We start from the raw sequence: 14,234 nt of genomic DNA, 5'->3' as shown, positions 1-14,234 counted from the left end.
TGATCGCCACCGTCGTACTAGAAACCGCAGGCCGCCATCGCCCGTGTTGTATCCAACATCCGGTTGGCAAAGCCCCATTCGTTATCGCACCAGACTAAGGTTTTAATCAGGTGCTGACCACTGACCCGTGTCTGCGTGCCATCGACAATCGCACTATGCGGATCGTGGTTAAAATCAGCCGACACCAGCGGTAATTCAGTATAATCAACTATACCACGAAACGACTCATGCGCTGATTTTTGCAGTAGTGCATTAATTTCATTCACGTTTACGGCTTTCCTGACGCTAACGCTCAGGTCAATTGCCGTGACGTTAATCGTCGGCACCCGCACCGAGATCGCCTCAAAACGATCGACAAACTGCGGAAAAATACGGGTGATCCCTGCCGACAGTTTGGTATCTACCGGAATGATCGACTGACTGGCGGCGCGTGTACGCCGCAGGTCGTGATGATAAGCATCGATCACAGGCTGATCGTTCATCGATGAGTGGATCGTCGTCACCGTACCATTCTCGATACCGAAGGCATCATCCAGCAGCTTAATCACCGGGATAATGCAGTTGGTCGTGCAGGACGCATTTGAAACAATGCGGTGCCCGCTTTCTAACTGTTCATGATTGACGCCGAACACGACCGTGGCATCCAAATCCGTCGTTCCCGGGTGAGAAAACAGCACTTTCTTTGCACCTGCCGCCAGATGAGCTTCCCCATCTTCCCGGCTACCGTAGACACCACTGCAATCCAGTACGATATCTACACCGAGTTCTCGCCAAGGCAATGGCTGAATCTCTGCCTGATGCAACAAACGAATACAATCATCACCGACATAAAGTTGGTCACATTCCTGACGAACATCCCACGAAAAACGACCGTGACTGGAGTCGTACTTGAGCAAATGCGCCATGCCTTCCGCGCTCGCCAGTTCGTTAATCGCCACCACGGTAATCTCGGCTCGGCGGCCAGATTCATACAACGCACGTAAAACACTGCGGCCTATGCGGCCAAAACCGTTTATCGCAATACGGATCGTCATGGCGTTCTTTGTGGTTCCTTGTGTCATGGCAGGTATGCCTAATGTATAGAATATACCCTTCTTAGACACCAGAGAACCCCTAGTGGAACGCCGTCAGCACAACAACTGAAACGCTTCAGCCAGAATAAACGAATTAACGCATAAAAGAAATATTCTCGTTTGGCACACGCCAGAAGAGTGACCTGCGTCATAAAACTAAAAAAACGGGAGTTGAGGAGATGGCAAAATGTGCGGAGCAGTGGAGCAAATTAAAGATGGAAAAAAGCCGCCAGCGTTAGCTGACGGCTTCCTATATCGGGAGTGTAGCGTGGCGTAATTACTTCAGCAGCGCCTGCGCTTTTTCGACCACGTTATCGACGGTGAAACCGAATTCCTCGAACAGCAACTCAGCCGGAGCCGATTCACCGAAGCTCGTCATGCCAACAATCGCGCCGTTCAGGCCGACGTACTTGAACCAGTAGTCCGCAATACCGGCTTCAATCGCCACACGTGCCGAAACTGCTTTCGGCAGCACCGCTTCACGGTAGGCTGCGTCCTGCTTGTCGAACGCATCCGTTGACGGCATTGATACCACGCGCACCTTGCGGCCTGCGGCAGTCAGTTTGTCATACGCACCCACAGCCAGTTCCACTTCAGAACCGGTGGCAATCAGGATCAGCTCCGGCTGGCCGTCGCTGTCTTTCAGCACGTAACCACCTTTCGCCACGTTCGCCAACTGTTCAGCGGTACGCGTCTGCTGTGCCAGATTCTGACGCGACAGGATCAGTGACGTTGGGCCGTCCTGACGCTCGATCGCGTATTTCCACGCCACCGCCGTCTCCACCTGATCCGCCGGACGCCAGTTGCTCATATTTGGCGTCACGCGCAGGCTGGCCAGTTGTTCAACCGGCTGGTGGGTCGGGCCGTCTTCGCCCAGACCGATAGAGTCATGGGTGTAGACGTAGATGCTGCGGATTTTCATCAGCGCAGCCATACGCACCGCATTACGCGCGTATTCGACAAACATCAGGAAGGTCGCGGTGTACGGCACAAAGCCGCCGTGCAGCGCAATCCCGTTGGCGATCGCCGTCATGCCGAATTCACGCACGCCGTAGTGGATATAATTACCCGCGTGGTCTTTATCCAGCGAGACCGAGCCGGACCAGATGGTCAGGTTGCTCGGAGCCAGATCGGCAGAGCCGCCCAGGAATTCCGGCAGCAGTTTGCCGTAGGCTTCCAGTGCATTCTGTGACGCTTTGCGGCTGGCGATTTTCGCCGGATTGGCCTGCAAGTCTTCGATAAATTTCTGTGCATCAGTTTGCCAGTTGGCGGGCAGCTCACCGCCGGTACGGCGTTTGAACTCGGCAGCCAGTTCCGGATACGCGCTGGAATAGGCGGCAAACGCCTCGTCCCAGGCCGCTTCCTTACGCTGACCGGCCGGTTTTGCATCCCAGGCCGCATAAATATCAGCCGGAATATCAAACGGCGCGTGCGTCCAGCCCAACTGTTCGCGGGAAGCCGCAACTTCTGCGTCACCCAGCGGTGCGCCATGCGAGTCGTGCGTTCCGGCCTTGTTCGGTGAACCGAAGCCAATCACGGTTTTGCACATCAGCAGCGACGGCTTGTCGGTGACAAGCTGGGCTTCGCCGATGGCACGCTTGATAGCGTCCGCATCGTGACCGTCGACGCCACGTACCACGTGCCAGCCGTAGGCTTCAAAGCGGGCAGCGGTATCGTCGGTAAACCAGCCTTCTACGTGGCCGTCGATGGAGATGCCGTTGTCATCATAAAACGCGGTCAGTTTGCCGAGCTTCATGGTGCCCGCCAGCGAACAGACTTCGTGGGAAATCCCTTCCATCATGCAGCCGTCACCGAGGAAGGTGTAGGTGTGATGGTTAACAATCTCGTGGCCCGGACGGTTGAACTGCGCCGCCAGCGTGCGCTCGGCAATCGCCATACCGACGGCGTTGGCAACGCCTTGTCCCAACGGACCGGTAGTGGTTTCAACGCCAGCGGTGTAGCCGTATTCAGGGTGGCCTGGCGTTTTAGAATGCAGTTGACGGAAGTTTTTCAGTTCTTCAATCGGCAGGTCGTAGCCAGAGAGGTGCAGCAGGCTGTAAATCAGCATGGACGCGTGGCCGTTAGACAGCACGAAGCGGTCACGGTTGGCCCAGTTAGGGTTGGCCGGATTATGGTTAAGATAGTCACGCCACAGGACTTCGGCGATATCGGCCATGCCCATCGGTGCGCCCGGGTGACCGGATTTGGCTTTCTGCACCCCATCCATGCTCAGCGCACGGATAGCATTGGCAAGTTCTTTACGAGAGGACATGCTTGACTCCAGATCGGATTGAACGAATACCTTCCCGAATAACCCATACTAATCAATCAGTTAAACAGGAATGACAAAATAAATATGATTACAAATGTACATGAAAAATGTAGCGAATGCACATGGAACCGTGAGTAAAAAACAGGGATTAATCAGCTAACGAATCAATCACGGTTCTTTTGCCAATTGTGCAGTTGATTACAGTGCCATACGCCCTGTTTTCCAGTAGGTTCGCCTTTACCTATCGTGCTTTTTTGGAACGCGTGGCAACAAGATTTATCGACTGTTGGTTAACGCCAAAAAATAAAAATCAGATTTTCCGATCTATTTATCAACGCTGTTTTCGGGTAGTTTATAGCCGCTTTTCTTTCGCATTAAAAACAAACACAATCGTAGGGAGATGATTTTTATGGCAATTCGTTCTTCTGTGCTGGCTCTGTGTGTCGCAACGTTGCTGACCGGCTGCCAGAATTTAAACACCAATACCTTAATGCAATCCGGCGCACAGGCTTTCCAGGCAGCGACACTCAGTGATGCTCAGGTTAAAACACTCAGCGATCAGTCCTGTGTGCAAATGGATAAAGAGGCAAAAATTGCCCCTGCCGACAGCAAATACACGCAGCGCCTGAATAAAATTGCAGATGCGCTGGGGCACGATATCAACGGTACGCCAGCGAATTATAAGGTGTATTTGACAAAAGATGTTAACGCCTGGGCAATGGCTAACGGCTGTATTCGTGTATACAGCGGTTTGATGGATATGATGAATGATAATGAAGTAGAAGGTGTACTCGGCCACGAAATGGGCCACGTTGCACTGGGGCACACCCGCAAAGCAATGCAGGTTGCCTATGCTGCGACTGCCGCACGTACCGCCGTTGCTTCTGCTGGCGGCGTGGCAGCATCATTATCGCAATCACAGTTAGCCGATCTGGGCGAAGAACTGGTTAATTCCCAATTCTCTCAATCTCAGGAAAGTCAGGCTGATGACTATTCCTTTGATCTGCTGAAGAAACGCGGCATCAAGCGAGAAGGACTGGCAACCAGCTTTGAGAAACTGGCTAAACTGGATGCCGGTCATGAGAGCAGTATGTTTGATTCTCATCCTTCATCTGAAGGGCGCGCCAAACACATCCGTGAACGCATCGCTACTGAGAAGTAATCACACGCTCTGATTACCCGCAAAAATATCCCCCCGGGCAATTGAAAAAATCTCAATTGCCCGTTAGTCATCCGACCACTATCATCCCCGCAGTATTACCTGTAAGCTGTTACGTAACAGCGATCTCTAATTGCTTAAACCCTCATAATGATAGGATTTAAGAATTAATAAATATAAATAGATAGTTATTTTCAATCATATTTACTGTCCCGTGCTCTTTTTAAGAAACGCTGCTCAGCGGATTTCCAGATGCTGGAAAGCAGAAGAAAGTGAATGTAGTGACATACGGACAAACAGGCAGCCACGATTAACACAGGGATTCACGGCGCAATAGCAGGAAGGATGGGATAACCCCATGTATTTAAAGATAGAAATAAACAAGTAAATCAAGCATACTATGTTACGCCGATAAGAATTTTTCCAGTTTGTTCATAGAGATAGATAATAAAATCGGTTGTCGCTTCCACAGATTTATCTAGAGGCTCCAGCTTTTAGTGATGCAAGACACTTCAGGGTCGCGATTTCCTAATAACTGGACAACATCAGCAACGATTATTGGTTTGTGACCACTTTCAGACAATAAACTCATATGTGTTAAAAATCATGGATGTGAGAATTTTCAGTAAATGCAATTTTACCACGGTAGGATTACGGGAAATCCTATCGAGTATACCTATGCTCTCGATAAAACCGGTCAATAGGTTTACGCTGCAGCAAGGAAAGAAAAAGTGTATTTTCATCATTGACGGTAGTAGCGAAGGCTTTGAGGAATACCATGAGTCGATAAGAACCCACTTTTATAATATGGCGTCATCGTTCATTATCATCAATAATTCCCCCAATCACCCTCCCGTGTGCATTGACGAAAAAACGGTCCTTATTTCAAAATCGGCACACATTAATTCTTTTTATAAATTGCTCGACGTCGTCCACCACCACGATCGCCGTCTATTCAGCCCCGTCAGACTATCGAAATCTGAATATGCGGTATTTCAGTATTGGAGCGCGGGTTACTCAGCAGAAACGATTGCCGATCTTATCGGGCTAAATAAGAAATCAGTACTGAACAGCAAATCAAGATTACTGAATAAATATGGCGTTCAGGATAAAAACTCCCTACTGCTTATTGCTAAAATTATCTTCAAAGACAGCGTCATTGAAGAATTTGATTCCCTTCCCAAACCAGCAACCGATATCAATATAAGTCATTCGCTTATCTGATCGCCGGCGAAAAAAAGGGATGCTCACTCGCATCCCTTTTCACTCACCCCATCACCACTTATTCATCTTCTAAATAAGTATAGCCATACAGCCCAGTCTCAAACTCTTCCATGAACTGCGCCTGAAGTTCAGCATCAAGATCGGTTTCTTTCACCTGATCGCGGAAACGGGTCATCAATACTTTGGGGTCAAGCTGCACATATTCCAGCATATCGGCAACCGTATTCCCTTCGTCAGACTCTTCAATCTCAACGGTGCCATCCTGGAAGACAAATACGTCAACGGTCGACGTATCGCCGAACAGGTTATGCATGTTCCCCAGAATTTCCTGATAGGCGCCAACCATAAAGAAGCCCAGCAACGGCGGATTTTCTGGATCGTAAGGCGGCATTGGCATCGTCGTCGCGATCCCATCGCCATCGACATAATGATCGATCGTGCCATCGGAATCACAGGTAATATCCAGCAGGACAGCACGACGCTCAGGCGGCTTATCCAATCCTTCCAGCGGCAGTACCGGGAACAGTTGATCGATACCCCATGCATCCGGCATAGATTGGAACAGCGAGAAGTTGACATACAGTTTGTCAGCCATGCGTTCCTGTAATTCATCAATCACTGGCCGATGCGCGCGATTGCTCGGATCCAGTTGTTCCTGAATCAACTGACAGATGCTCAGATAAAGCTGCTCTGCTTTTGCACGCTGCGTCAGGTCCAACATGCCGTGTGTGTACTGGGTGTGCACATCATGCAAGTCCATCTGGCTATCATGTAACCACTCACGCAGCGAACGGCGTTTCCCCGGCTGCTTGATTTCTTTCCAGGTTGACCACAGGCTTTCCAACGCACGCGGAGCATCTTCTTCCGGCTCGGTAGGCTCGCTGAATTCGTTACGTTCAACACCGATAATATTGGAAACCAACACGGTATGGTGTGCGGTTACCGCACGACCGGATTCGGTGATAACCGTCGGATGCGGTAACCCGTGCTCGTTACAGGCGTCGCCGATACCCCAAATCACGTTGTTAGCGTACTCGTTCAGACCATAGTTAACTGAACAGTCAGACTGGGAACGGGTTCCTTCATAGTCCACCCCCAAACCGCCGCCAACGTCAAAGCACTGGATATTCACGCCCAGCTTGTGTAGCTCGACATAGAAGCGTGCAGATTCACGCACGCCCGTCGCGATATCACGGATATTCGCCAGTTGCGATCCCAAATGGAAATGCAGCAGTTGCAGGCTATCCAACTTCCCAGCCTCACGCAGCATCTCAACCAGTTGCAGCACCTGAACCGCCGCCAGACCAAATTTGGATTTTTCGCCGCCGCTGGATTGCCATTTACCCGACCCCTGAGAGGCGAGACGCGCGCGAACGCCGAGGCGCGGCACCACATTCAAACGCTCCGCCTCTTCCAGCACCATCCGGATTTCGGACATCTTCTCGATGACCAAATAAACCTTGTGACCCAGCTTTTCGCCGATCAGTGCCAGGCGGATGTATTCTCGGTCTTTGTAACCGTTACACACAATGACAGTACGGGTCATACCCGCGTGGCCCAATACCGCCATCAGTTCAGCTTTTGAACCCGCCTCCAGACCCAGCGGCTCACCAGAATTAGCCAATGACTCAATGACGCGACGATGCTGGTTAACCTTAATCGGATAAACCAGAAAATAGCCGCCTTCATAGCCAAACGATTCGCGGGCCTGTTTAAACGCAGCGTTAATCGAACGCAGGCGATGCTGAAGAATTTGCGGAAAGCAGAACAGCGCAGGCAGGCGCTGATGGTTATCTCTCTGCATATCTTTGACCAATCTGGCCAGATCGACACGGGCTTCTGGGACGTCGGGGTCTGGACACACGCTAATGTGGCCAAGTTCATTGACGTCATAATAATTATTGCCCCACCAGGCAATATTGTAGGTACGAAGCATTTCGCTGGCATTACGGTCATTCATGGCAACCTCCTGCATAGAGCGCAAATTTTCATGTTTACCCGTCGCTGACGAGCCGTGATGAATCATGTCGTCAGACATAACGAACCTCTTCTTTTTCTAGACTGCTGATCACATCAGTACCTGAATAAACAGCCCACATGAGCATACCTGCAACATGCGGCATCGACAGTGAAAAAACCGGCGTAGTGAAGTATGCCGTCACTTTATTACTCTTATTAGTGTAAAACACGTTGTCAGGCTCCGTATTACGGGTCGAGAAAACTCGTTGTGAAAACCACCGGGCGAACGTGACCAGAAAGGCGTTAAACGCTTCTGGCAGAAAGAATAACAGGCAGATTAGCCAGCCCTGGAGTCCTGTGTTGAATTTAACGACAGGCTACGTCTGGAAACGGAAAAGAAGGGTTGAGTCGCTGACGCGATAGCGTCAAAAGGGACATATTGCGAAGGCAATACACTCAGTAAACAACGGATCATTAATCCAATCACCTCCACGCGCGCCGCAGCCAATGCGGTCAGCTATCAATGAGAAATTTAAGATGTTGCGGATTGCACCATCGCTCGCCGTTTTATACCTACATGCTACTGGAAAAGCAAAATGAAAATTACCACCAGCGATCTCCTGTAAAAGAAAAAATGGCCGATGTTTAAATGTGATGACGAGCTAACACGAAAAACTACTGGCACTGAGACCAAAAGGTGACCTAGAATAGCCGTCCAGATGTTAATCCGTCTATACCGATTAACCGATACACTGCTTAACGGCTTTGATTTGAAGGTAAAGAAACTCATGGCTAAACACCTTTTTACGTCCGAGTCAGTCTCTGAAGGACACCCAGATAAAATTGCTGACCAGATTTCTGATGCGGTTCTCGACGCCATTCTGGAGCAAGACCCAAAAGCGCGTGTCGCTTGTGAGACGTATGTAAAGACCGGAATGGTGTTAGTCGGTGGTGAAATTACTACCAGTGCCTGGGTCGATATCGAAGAAATTACCCGTCGTACCGTGCGTGACATCGGTTATGTCAATTCTGAAATGGGCTTTGATGCCAACTCTTGTGCCGTACTGAGCGCCATTGGCAAACAGTCTCCTGACATCAATCAGGGCGTTGACCGCCGCGATCCGTTGGAACAAGGCGCAGGCGACCAAGGTCTGATGTTCGGTTATGCCACCAACGAAACCGACGTACTGATGCCCGCGCCTGTGACTTATGCACACCGTCTGGTTCAGCGCCAGTCAGAGGTTCGCAAGAGCGGTTCTCTGCCGTGGCTGCGCCCGGATGCGAAAAGCCAGGTTACGTTCCTGTACGACGATGGCAAGATTGCTGGTATTGATGCCGTGGTGCTGTCTACCCAGCATTCAGAAGACATTAGCCAGAAAGATCTGCATGAAGCCGTGATGGAAGAGATCATCAAACCGGTTCTGCCTGCTGAGTGGCTGTCTGCCAACACCAAATATTTCATCAACCCAACCGGACGCTTTGTTATCGGCGGCCCAATGGGTGACTGCGGTCTGACCGGTCGTAAAATCATCGTGGATACCTACGGTGGTGCCGCTCGCCACGGTGGTGGTGCATTCTCAGGTAAAGACCCTTCTAAAGTAGACCGTTCTGCTGCCTATGCCGCTCGCTATGTCGCCAAAAATATCGTTGCTGCTGGCCTGGCCGATCGCTGCGAGATTCAGGTGTCCTACGCTATCGGCGTCGCAGAACCGACATCCATCATGATCGAAACCTTCGGCACAGAGAAAGTGTCTACCGAGCAACTGACGCTGCTGGTGCGCGAATTCTTCGATCTGCGTCCTTATGGCTTAATTCAGATGCTGGACCTGCTGCATCCGATTTATCAGGAAACGGCAGCCTATGGCCACTTTGGCCGTGAACATTTCCCATGGGAAAAAACGGACAAAGCCGCACAGTTGCGTGAAGCTGCCGGTCTGTAATCCGGTAATGCAACAAAGACTATACCCTAAATAATTCGAGTTGCATGAAGGCGGCGACACAGCGAATCCCCAGGAGCTTACACCAGTAAGTGACTGGGGTGAGCGAGGACAAATAGGCTTAGCCGATTTGAACGCCGCTTGCGGCGGCCCTTCAGGGCGAGGCTCAGAGATGAGCCGAGTATTGCCAACACACATGCAGCTTGAAGTATGACGGGTATAAGACGGCGAATGAAAATTCGCCGTTTTTCATTCTACCTCCCCTCCGCTTCGCCTATTGCGTCTCCCCGCCACTCAATTTATGCTCACAGAAATGAACACTCCCCGAATCCCCATTGCCAGCCATCAGGCTGTAATGCGCTGCCTGCGTGATAAATTGCAGCAGGCCAACCTCACCTTGCAGACGGACTACACCGAACCGACGGTAAATTACCAACAGCGAGGTTCTACGGCAGGCACGGCCTGGCTACAACACTGGGAAATTAGGCTGAACCCCGTCTTGTTGCAGGAAAACCAGCAAACCTTTATCGATGAAGTCGTTCCTCATGAGTTGGCTCATCTGCTGGTCTACGCGCGTTTTGGTCGTGTCGCCCCCCATGGCAAAGAGTGGCGCTGGATGATGGAAAGCGTCCTGCATGTCCCGGCAAAGCGCACGCATCGGTTTGCAGTGCAATCTGTGCAGGGGAAGACCTTTACCTACCTCTGCGATTGCCAACGGCATGAGCTAACGATCCGCCGACACAATCGGATACTGCGTGGCGAAACAGAATATCGCTGCCGTCGTTGCGGGAAAACCTTACGTCATGATGTAAAAAGTTCTATTTAAACGGGAATTTCCAGTTTTAAAAACTGCTTTTACGTTTGCTTGCCGCTGAGACATCCGGTAGTCTGCCAACTTTACCGCCTGTGGATTATTTGGAATATGCTACGCAAAATTCTCGCTATCGCTGCCGTTAGTGCGGGTCTATTTTCTGCTACCGCGCAGAGTCAAAACATCAATAATTTCTCGCAGGCAAAAGCCGCTGCAGTCGAAATTAATCGGGACGCACCGGGTTCGTTCTACTGCGGCTGCAAAATTACGTGGCAAGGTAAGAAAGGCACGCCCGATCTGGAATCCTGCGGTTATCAGGTCAGGAAAAATGAACAACGTGCCAGCCGCATTGAGTGGGAGCACGTTGTACCTGCCTGGCAGTTCGGCCACCAGCGCCAGTGTTGGCAGGATGGCGGCAGAAAGAACTGTAACAGCGACCCCGTCTACCGTGAGATGGAAACGGATTTACATAACCTGCAACCCGCCATCGGTGAGGTTAACGGCGATCGCGGCAATGCCATGTATGGTCAGTGGAACGGTGGTGCATCCCAATATGGTCAATGCGAGATGAAGGTTGACTTCAAAAATAATCTGGCAGAACCCCCTTCTCGCGCTCGCGGCCAGATCGCGCGTACCTATTTCTACATGCGTGACCGCTATCAGTTACGCCTTTCCAACCAGCAGACTCAGCTCTTTGAAGCCTGGGATAAGCAGTACCCCGTCACCCAGTGGGAATGTACCCGCAATCAGCGCATCGCCGCAAAGCAGGGAAACCCTAATCCCTACGTTCAACAGGCTTGCCAGCGCTAATTCGTCTACCTACTATAGCGAATCAGTTTCCAGCAAAACTACCGTCGGATGACGGTGGTTTTGCCTATTTTTGGCGCACCTGTGCCGACACCTCATTCAAAGGTCTTAATTCAGTATGCGAGTACCACGCATTTTTCATCCCGAAACACTCCCCCTTAACGGTGGCGAAGTCGAACTGAGCGACGATGCCGCCAACCATGTCGGTCGCGTGTTACGCATGAATACGGGTCAGTCATTGCAGCTATTTGATGGCAGCAATCATGTCTTTGATGCAGAAATCATCGCGGCTGGAAAAAAGAGTGTGCGCGTTAGCGTCACAGCAGGTAAGTTGGAAGATAAAGAATCTCCCCTGCATTTGCATCTGGGACAGGTGATGTCGCGCGGCGAGAAGATGGAATTTACCATTCAGAAATCCATCGAGCTGGGTGTCAATGTTATTACGCCGCTGCTGTCTGAACGCTGTGGCGTAAAACTGGATGCAGAGCGTATGGAGAAGAAAATTAGCCAGTGGCAAAAAATCGCGGTTGCCGCCTGTGAACAGTCTGGCCGTAACTGTGTACCGCTGGTTCGGCCAGCGATGACGCTGGAAGCTTGGTGTGCGGAGCAAGACAACGCGCTGAAATTAAATCTGCACCCACGCGCCACACAGAGCATCAATACGCTACCGCTACCGGTAGATCGGGTCAGGTTACTGATCGGCCCGGAAGGCGGACTGACCGCCACTGAAATTACCATGACCTCAGAACACGGATTCACTGATATCCTGTTGGGGCCACGCGTCTTGCGCACAGAAACCACTGCACTCACCGCCATGACCGCCTTACAGGTACGTTTCGGCGATTTGGGGTAAAGGAGAAAAGAATGATCAAACTCGGTATCGTGATGGACCCGATTGACACCATCAATATCAAGAAAGACACCAGCTTTGCCATGCTGCTGGAAGCACAGCGTCGTGGTTGGGAACTACACTATATGGAGATGAACGATCTCTATATGCATGCTGGCGTCGCGCGTGCAACAACGCGCCGCTTGAGCGTCCAATACGATTACGACGGCTGGTACGATTTCTCCGGCGAGCAGGATATTGCACTGGAAGAGTTGGATGTGGTGCTGATGCGTAAAGATCCGCCGTTCGATACGGAGTTCATCTACGCCACCTATATTCTGGAACGGGCGGAAGAGAAAGGCACGCTGATCGTCAACAAACCGCAAAGCCTGCGCGATTGCAATGAAAAGCTCTTCACGGCCTGGTTCCCGCACCTGACACCCGATACGCTCGTCACGCGTCGTGCAGACAAACTGCGTCAGTTCCATGAAAAACACGGTGACGTTATTCTCAAACCGCTGGACGGCATGGGCGGCGCGTCTATTTTCCGTTTGAAGCAGGATGATGCCAACGTCTCGGTCATCATCGAAACCCTGACCGAACACGCCAGCCGCTACTGCATGGCGCAAAACTACCTGCCTGCGATTAAAGACGGTGACAAGCGCGTGCTGGTGGTCGATGGCGAACCCGTTCCTTACTGCCTCGCGCGTATTCCCAAAAGCGGCGAGACACGCGGCAATCTGGCTGCCGGTGGTCGTGGCGAAGCACGCCCGCTAACCGAAAGCGACTGGAAAATCGCCCGCGACGTCGCACCGACGTTAAAAGCTAAAGGCCTGATTTTCGTCGGTCTGGACATCATCGGTGACCGTCTGACAGAAATTAACGTCACCAGCCCGACCTGCGTGCGTGAAATCGAAGCGGCCTACCCGGACGTGTCCATCACCGGCATGCTAATGGATGCCATTGAAAAACGTCTGGCTGCACGTACCCGCTAATACCAGATACGCCATCCGGCCCGCTCAACACGGGCCGTTTCTCCAAACGCTGACGGATATCGATAAAAATACACAATGAATTTACAGCATCACTTCCTCATTGCTATGCCAGCACTACAGGACTCTGTATTTAAACGTTCGGTGGTCTATATCTGCGAACATAATGAAGACGGAGCCATGGGGCTGATCATCAACAAACCGATGGATCAGTTTTCAGTGGAAAACGTGCTGAAAAAGCTAAAAATAGATCCAACACCGCGCGATCCTGCCATCCGATTAGATAAACCCGTGTTTATGGGTGGCCCGCTGGCGGACGATCGTGGTTTTATCCTGCATACCCCCTGCTCCGGCTTCGGTTCCAGCATCAGTATTTCTGAGGACACCATGATCACCACCTCAAAAGACGTATTGGAAACGTTGGGAACATCCAAACAGCCGAAAAATACGCTGGTCGCCTTAGGTTATTCCGCTTGGGAGACCGGCCAGTTGGAAGAGGAGTTGCTGGATAATGCCTGGCTGACGACGCCAGCCGACAAAGACATTCTGTTCCACACGCCCATTGCCGAACGCTGGCGGGCAGCAGCCAGAAAATTGGGCATCGATATTCATAATATCTCTACCGAAGCAGGGCACGCTTGATGGCTAACAGAACCCTTCTTGCCTTTGATTTTGGGACAAAAAGCATCGGTGTCGCCATTGGTCAGGAGATTACCGGTACGGCTCGCGCCCTCACATCGTTCAAGGCGCAGGAGGGTATCCCTGACTGGCAAAAAGTGGAGAAGCTGTTGTCAGAATGGCAGCCCGATCTGGTCGTCGTCGGCCTGCCGCTCAATATGGATGGCACCGAGCAACCGCTGACGGCACGGGCGCGGAAGTTTGCGAACCGACTGCATGGTCGTTTCGGCGTCGCTATTGAATTACACGATGAACGGTTGAGTACAGTGGAAGCACGCGCCGATCTCTTTGAACGCGGGGGCTTTAAAGCATTGGATAAAGGTAGCGTAGACGCTGCCTCTGCGGTGATTATTCTGGAAAGCTGGTTCGAGGCTCAGTTTTAGAAAAAGCGGTGAGTATTTTTTAAGATCGCTGCAACGACGTACAAAGATGGCGTACTAGATAGCACGCCATAAGCAGTCATCCCGCGCTGGCAGATTACCCACCAACACGA

The 14,234-nt window shown here is 51.3% G+C and carries 13 protein-coding genes; 9 read left to right on the top strand and 4 right to left on the bottom strand.

Features of this window, described 5'->3' with window-relative positions; all coding sequences use genetic code 11:
• Positions 1-17: 17 nt before the first annotated feature.
• Together epd and tkt are read right to left on the bottom strand one after the other, a co-directional pair.
• Positions 18-1,034, bottom strand: coding sequence for an erythrose-4-phosphate dehydrogenase (epd, locus tag A8F97_RS22025; protein ID WP_015731299.1), 1,017 nt, complete (start codon positions 1,032-1,034; stop codon positions 18-20).
• A gap of 316 nt (positions 1,035-1,350) precedes the next feature.
• The gene (gene tkt / locus A8F97_RS22020; protein WP_015731300.1) at positions 1,351-3,345 is read right to left on the bottom strand and encodes a transketolase; all 1,995 of its coding nucleotides are present in this window, start codon (positions 3,343-3,345) and stop codon (positions 1,351-1,353) included.
• 409 nt (positions 3,346-3,754) lie between these two features.
• Here tkt and loiP point away from each other — a divergent pair, with 409 nt between their 5' ends.
• Both loiP and A8F97_RS22010 read left to right on the top strand, forming a co-directional pair.
• Positions 3,755-4,507 (top strand): metalloprotease LoiP, encoded by a 753-nt coding sequence (gene loiP / locus A8F97_RS22015; RefSeq protein WP_014701542.1) that lies wholly within the window; start codon positions 3,755-3,757, stop codon positions 4,505-4,507.
• Between the two features lie 675 nt (positions 4,508-5,182).
• Entirely contained in the window at positions 5,183-5,728 is a 546-nt protein-coding gene (locus tag A8F97_RS22010; RefSeq protein WP_014701543.1) for a helix-turn-helix transcriptional regulator, read from the top strand.
• Between the two features lie 58 nt (positions 5,729-5,786).
• Here A8F97_RS22010 and speA read toward each other — a convergent pair whose 3' ends face one another.
• Together speA and A8F97_RS24485 are read right to left on the bottom strand one after the other, a co-directional pair.
• On the bottom strand, positions 5,787-7,766 hold the full coding sequence (speA, locus tag A8F97_RS22005; RefSeq protein ID WP_014701544.1) for a biosynthetic arginine decarboxylase: 1,980 nt from the start codon (positions 7,764-7,766) through the stop codon (positions 5,787-5,789).
• Positions 7,759-7,917 carry a hypothetical protein gene (locus A8F97_RS24485; protein ID WP_005973095.1) on the bottom strand — a complete coding sequence of 53 codons (159 nt, stop codon included), beginning with the start codon at positions 7,915-7,917 and terminating at the stop codon, positions 7,759-7,761. Before A8F97_RS24485 ends, speA begins: the two co-directional genes overlap by 8 nt.
• A gap of 558 nt (positions 7,918-8,475) precedes the next feature.
• Between A8F97_RS24485 and metK the strand changes: the two genes are divergently transcribed.
• The 7 genes from metK to ruvX all read left to right on the top strand — a co-directional run bounded on the left by metK (position 8,476) and on the right by ruvX (position 14,124).
• Complete coding sequence (gene metK / locus A8F97_RS22000; RefSeq protein ID WP_014701545.1) at positions 8,476-9,627, top strand: methionine adenosyltransferase; 1,152 nt, start codon at positions 8,476-8,478, stop codon at positions 9,625-9,627.
• A 310-nt stretch (positions 9,628-9,937) separates the two neighbouring features.
• Positions 9,938-10,450 carry a SprT family zinc-dependent metalloprotease gene (locus A8F97_RS21995; protein ID WP_015731302.1) on the top strand — a complete coding sequence of 171 codons (513 nt, stop codon included), beginning with the start codon at positions 9,938-9,940 and terminating at the stop codon, positions 10,448-10,450.
• 96 nt (positions 10,451-10,546) lie between these two features.
• Entirely contained in the window at positions 10,547-11,245 is a 699-nt protein-coding gene (gene endA, locus A8F97_RS21990; RefSeq protein ID WP_014701547.1) for a deoxyribonuclease I, read from the top strand.
• A 115-nt stretch (positions 11,246-11,360) separates the two neighbouring features.
• Complete coding sequence (gene rsmE, locus A8F97_RS21985; RefSeq protein ID WP_014701548.1) at positions 11,361-12,095, top strand: 16S rRNA (uracil(1498)-N(3))-methyltransferase; 735 nt, start codon at positions 11,361-11,363, stop codon at positions 12,093-12,095.
• An 11-nt stretch (positions 12,096-12,106) separates the two neighbouring features.
• Positions 12,107-13,066: a glutathione synthase gene (gshB, locus tag A8F97_RS21980; RefSeq protein ID WP_014701549.1), complete on the top strand. Its 960-nt coding sequence runs from the start codon at positions 12,107-12,109 to the stop codon at positions 13,064-13,066.
• A 75-nt stretch (positions 13,067-13,141) separates the two neighbouring features.
• Positions 13,142-13,705 (top strand): YqgE/AlgH family protein, encoded by a 564-nt coding sequence (locus A8F97_RS21975; protein ID WP_005973080.1) that lies wholly within the window; start codon positions 13,142-13,144, stop codon positions 13,703-13,705.
• Positions 13,705-14,124, top strand: coding sequence for a Holliday junction resolvase RuvX (gene ruvX / locus A8F97_RS21970; RefSeq protein ID WP_014701551.1), 420 nt, complete (start codon positions 13,705-13,707; stop codon positions 14,122-14,124). The genes A8F97_RS21975 and ruvX overlap by 1 nt, the downstream gene beginning before the upstream one ends.
• Positions 14,125-14,234: the final 110 nt, after the last annotated feature.

The organism is Pectobacterium parmentieri, assembly GCF_001742145.1.
GTDB classification, from domain to species: domain Bacteria; phylum Pseudomonadota; class Gammaproteobacteria; order Enterobacterales; family Enterobacteriaceae; genus Pectobacterium; species Pectobacterium parmentieri.
The sequence above is the reverse complement of the archived record's forward strand: the minus strand, read 5'-3'. Positions and strand labels throughout refer to the sequence as shown.

What these genes read in the sequence shown, in the direction of transcription:
- epd (WP_015731299.1), bottom strand. Translation starts at nt 1,034, where the DNA reads ATGACGATCCGTATTGCGATAAACGGTTTTGGCCGCATAGGCCGCAGT.
- tkt (WP_015731300.1), bottom strand. Translation starts at nt 3,345, where the DNA reads ATGTCCTCTCGTAAAGAACTTGCCAATGCTATCCGTGCGCTGAGCATG.
- loiP (WP_014701542.1), top strand. Translation starts at nt 3,755, where the DNA reads ATGGCAATTCGTTCTTCTGTGCTGGCTCTGTGTGTCGCAACGTTGCTG.
- A8F97_RS22010 (WP_014701543.1), top strand. Translation starts at nt 5,183, where the DNA reads ATGCTCTCGATAAAACCGGTCAATAGGTTTACGCTGCAGCAAGGAAAG.
- speA (WP_014701544.1), bottom strand. Translation starts at nt 7,766, where the DNA reads ATGTCTGACGACATGATTCATCACGGCTCGTCAGCGACGGGTAAACAT.
- metK (WP_014701545.1), top strand. Translation starts at nt 8,476, where the DNA reads ATGGCTAAACACCTTTTTACGTCCGAGTCAGTCTCTGAAGGACACCCA.
- A8F97_RS21995 (WP_015731302.1), top strand. Translation starts at nt 9,938, where the DNA reads ATGAACACTCCCCGAATCCCCATTGCCAGCCATCAGGCTGTAATGCGC.
- endA (WP_014701547.1), top strand. Translation starts at nt 10,547, where the DNA reads ATGCTACGCAAAATTCTCGCTATCGCTGCCGTTAGTGCGGGTCTATTT.
- rsmE (WP_014701548.1), top strand. Translation starts at nt 11,361, where the DNA reads ATGCGAGTACCACGCATTTTTCATCCCGAAACACTCCCCCTTAACGGT.
- gshB (WP_014701549.1), top strand. Translation starts at nt 12,107, where the DNA reads ATGATCAAACTCGGTATCGTGATGGACCCGATTGACACCATCAATATC.
- A8F97_RS21975 (WP_005973080.1), top strand. Translation starts at nt 13,142, where the DNA reads ATGAATTTACAGCATCACTTCCTCATTGCTATGCCAGCACTACAGGAC.
- ruvX (WP_014701551.1), top strand. Translation starts at nt 13,705, where the DNA reads ATGGCTAACAGAACCCTTCTTGCCTTTGATTTTGGGACAAAAAGCATC.